We start from the raw sequence: 2,444 nt of genomic DNA, 5'->3' as shown, positions 1-2,444 counted from the left end.
CGGGAGTGGCGGATGGTTCGGTGCGCATCGGATTCCTTTCTGAGGTCCGAGTCGACCGTGCGAAAGGCCGGGTACGGCAGCCAGCGCGAGATGTTTATCAAGAAGTGCGCGGTCGGTGGTAGGCCCTATTCGCAGCCAGAGGTCATTCATAAAGGGGTAATGTGGTGACATCTGCGCTTTAAGGCGACGAAAGGTGCATGTGTGGCGGACGTGTTTCGAGCGACCATCGAGGAACTGGCCGGCGAGTACAACCGGCAGATCGACCGGGTCCGCGAGGCCTACGGCAAACTCAACGAGCTCGAGACCACGGTCAGATCCGGCGACGGCATGATCGGCGTGACCATGGGGCCTCGTGGGCAGGTGCGGGCCATCGAGCTGAACCCGCGGGTCTACCAGCGGCTCTCGCCGTCCGAGCTGGCCGAGGCGATCACCGAGCAGATCCATCGGGGCGCGGCACTGGTGACCGAGCGGACCAAGGAGCTCGTCGGCCCTCTCATGCCCGACGGGCTGCCGTACGAGGAGCTGTTCGGCGAGGACGTGCGGCTCGACTCGTTCCTGCCCGGCCACGTGGAGCCGGACGAATGACGCAGGACGGCTACTACGTCGAGGGCTGGGAGCTGCGGCGGCACGCCCGCGTCATCGGCGAGCGGCAGCGCGACGCCACCGACATCCGCGACGAGCTGCGCGCCGCCTTCGACCGCGACAGGCGCACCCTCGGCGACGACGAGTACGGGGCCGAGCTGGCCAAGAAGCTGCCCGCCATCGAAGCGAAGATCTTCGACACGTTCCAGTCCTACCTCGACGAACTCGAGGGCATCATGAAGGGCCTGCACGGCAACGCCGGCAACTACGGACAGGCCGAGCGGGCCGGGCACTGATGAGCTTCGACGGGTTCCTGGTCCCCGACTGGGCCAAACCGTACGTCGGCTGGGTCGTCGGCATGGACTGGCCGGAAGGCGACGAGAGCGGTTGTTTCCGGCTCGCCGACGCCTGCGTCACGGCGGCGCACCGGCTCGTCGAAGGCACCGACGCCGACCAGCCGCAGAGCGCCCAGATGATCGGCAAGGCCTGGGACGGCGAGGCGCACCTGGCCTTCGCCAAGCACGTCGCCAAGGTGCAGGGCGGCCGGGTGGCCGAGCTGGTCGACCGCCTGATCAACACCGCCGTCGCGCTGAACGGCGTCGGCGTGCAGATCCAGTACGCCAAGTACATGATCGAGGCCACCGTCTGGCTGCTGATCATTCAGATCGGCTACCTGCTGGCCGCCGCCCTGGCCAGCGGCGGCGCCAGCCTCTCGCTCATCCCGGCCAGGATGCAGCTCGCCCGGCTGTCCGTGCGGCAGATCGCCAAGCGGGTGGCGTTCAACATCGCGCTGTTCGCCGGCATCGTCGCCGGGATGGACACCGGCATCCAGGTCCTGCAGATGGCCAAGGGCCGCAGGGACGAACTGGACGTCCGCCAGATCGTCATCTCCGCGGTCACCGGCGGCGCGATGGGCGGCCTCATGGGCCTGATGAACGTCGGGCTCACCGGCCTGGCCACGCCCGCGCTGCGCGCCGGGCTGACCCGCGCCGAGATGACGACCGCCGAGAAGCTGCTGGCCGCAGCCCACTCCTCCATCTACGGCCAGGCCACCCAGTACGCGCTGGCCGGCGGCATCAGCACGGCCGGCTCGCTGGCGGCGCAGGGGACCTTCAGCTGGGAGATGGTGTTCAAGGGCGTCACGTCCAGCGCGCTGGGCGCGGACGGGCAGTACATGGGAGCGGCGGCACTGGGGAACGTGGGAGGCGGCGGCCCGCACCCGAAGGCCGGCGACGGCCCCGCCCCTCACACCACGTTCGACACCCCCACCGGAGACCGCCCCTCCACCGGGGACCGCGCCCTGGGTTCGGACCGCACCACCGACTCCGACCGGGCCTCCGGCTCGGACCGCACTCCCGGCTCGGACCGCACCTCTGACCCCGACCGCGTCTCGGGCGCGGACCGGCCCTCCGGCTCGGATCGGACAGCCGGTTCGGACCGGACAGCCGGCTCGGACCGCGCCTCCGGTTCGGACCGCACGCCCGGCTCCGACCGGGCTCCTGGCTCCGACCAGACCTCCGGCTCCGATCGGACGCCCGGCTCGGACCGCGCCTCCGGTACCGGCCGCGATGGCACCACGCTCAGCCAGCACATCGACACCCGCCCCGAGCAGCCGTCCACGCCCGCGCCGCGCGCCCCTGAGCCGGATCGCGCGCCCCAGAACGGCAGCTCCGTCGGGTTCCGCCCGCAGGACAGCACTCCGGGTGGCACCGCGCCGGCCGCAGGCGCCCCGGCCGTCCGCCCCTCGGACGGGCCTCTCCGCCCCACGGACGCACCCGTCCGGACGACCCCGCACTCGGACGGCGGCGCCCCGGCGGGACGCGCGGGCGAAGGCGGCTCCGGCAGCAGCCAGCCCATCAGCG

Annotated in this window: 3 protein-coding genes; all 3 read left to right on the top strand. The window is 71.5% G+C overall.

Features of this window, described 5'->3' with window-relative positions:
- The first annotated feature begins 201 nt into the window (after positions 1 to 201).
- On the top strand, positions 202 to 585 hold the full coding sequence (locus HII36_RS54680; RefSeq protein ID WP_173531297.1) for a YbaB/EbfC family nucleoid-associated protein: 384 nt from the start codon (positions 202 to 204) through the stop codon (positions 583 to 585).
- Positions 582 to 878, top strand: coding sequence for a hypothetical protein (locus HII36_RS54675; RefSeq protein ID WP_173531296.1), 297 nt, complete (start codon positions 582 to 584; stop codon positions 876 to 878). The genes HII36_RS54680 and HII36_RS54675 overlap by 4 nt, the downstream gene beginning before the upstream one ends.
- A partial coding sequence (locus HII36_RS54670; protein ID WP_456238042.1) for a WXG100-like domain-containing protein occupies positions 878 to 2,444 on the top strand: 1,567 nt, incomplete at its 3' end. The genes HII36_RS54675 and HII36_RS54670, both read left to right, overlap by 1 nt.

The organism is Nonomuraea antri, assembly GCF_013283785.1.
Lineage (GTDB): Bacteria > Actinomycetota > Actinomycetes > Streptosporangiales > Streptosporangiaceae > Nonomuraea > Nonomuraea antri.
The sequence above is the reverse complement of the archived record's forward strand: the minus strand, read 5'-3'. Positions and strand labels throughout refer to the sequence as shown.